This window comes from Oscillibacter sp. MSJ-31, from assembly GCF_018918025.1.
In the GTDB taxonomy this organism is placed as follows: Bacteria; Bacillota; Clostridia; order Oscillospirales; family Oscillospiraceae; genus Hominicoprocola.
In genome coordinates, this window is sequence record NZ_JAHLPT010000064.1 from 1 (window position 1) to 1,240 (window position 1,240).

At 56.1% G+C, this 1,240-nt stretch carries 2 protein-coding genes; both read right to left on the reverse strand.

Going from position 1 to position 1,240, the window contains the following annotated elements; all coding sequences use genetic code 11:
• On the reverse strand, positions 1-662 hold a 662-nt coding region (locus tag KQI17_RS13410), incomplete at its 3' end, for a zinc-ribbon domain-containing protein (protein ID WP_216496690.1).
• Positions 663-952: 290 nt separating this feature from the next.
• On the reverse strand, positions 953-1,240 hold a 288-nt coding region (locus KQI17_RS13415), incomplete at its 5' end, for a tyrosine-type recombinase/integrase (RefSeq protein ID WP_216496691.1).

A 1,240-nucleotide genomic window follows, 5' to 3' on the forward strand; every position in this document is an offset into this window, starting at 1 on the left:
GCGAAGTCGTTTTCGCCCTGTATGACCTTTTGCCCTGCGCAGAATGGGCAGCCTGTTCCACCACCCGCGCGGGATGAGATGGCGGCACGGTAGCTGTGCCCCTTGGGACAGCGCCACCAGGCCTTTCTCACCGTTCCCGGGGCGACCAGCGTCGGCAATAGAGGAGCGTTCTTCTCGGTATCCCATTCGGCAACAAGTGCGGGATACCTTGCCGCGAGGGAGTTTTCGTCCGGCAGAACAACACGCCCCGCGCAGACGGGACAGCCGGTGCCCAGCACACGGCTCTTGACGACCGAATCGTAGGAATGTCCCGCAGGGCACCGCCACCAGACCTTTTTGTGGCTACCTACGGTCAGATCGGCGAACTTCAGCGGGGCGTTTTTCTCCGCATCCCACTCGGCCTCAAGGGCAGGAACCTGTATCGCCAGCGAGTTTTCAGGCACTTCTTTGCGTCCGGTACAGTACGGACAGCCACTGCCCGCCGAACGGGAGTAGACCTTCGCCTGCCAACTGTGACCCTTGGAGCACTGCCACCATACCTTTTGATGACTTCCGAAGGAAACGTCGGATGGCGTCAGGCCGCCGTTCCTCGCGGCATCCCACTCATGCAGCAGCGTGTCGCGGCCGTTTTCGGTACAGAACTCGCGCAGGCTCTTCCCCATTCTTTCACATCCCGTATAGGACGGAATCCGTATTCCGTTCTTCGCTTTGCTGCCAAAAGCGGAAAAAGCAGATAGGAGCTGCCTCAAAAACAGCTGGAAGAGCCGAGAAAGCGGAAAATTTGCGTATAAAAGCTCGAGTCTCAAAAACACATCGTTTTGAGACTGACTTTTCTATGCGCTCGAGCCGTTACCTATTGATTTTGAGCGACGATTATGTTATATTTTCAGCAGAAAACGACACAAATACGATGTACACCGAGATATAATTTAGACGGAATACGGATTCTGTCCTAACTGACCAATCCCAGCCGCTCCAGCTGCCGCTGGTGCTCCGCGCCGCTCTCAATGAGATAGATGCGCGTCGTCTCGATGGAGCTGTGGCCGAGCATATCCGCGAGCTTCACAATATCGTGATACACACGATAGTACGCTGTAGCAAACAGGTGGCGCAAATTGTGTGGAAACACCTTCGACGGCGCGACGCCCGCTTTTTGGCAGAGCCGCTTCATCGCTGACCATATCTGCCGTCGATCCATACTTCTTCTGCCCATGGTGAGAAAGATCTCGCCGTGGGCGAT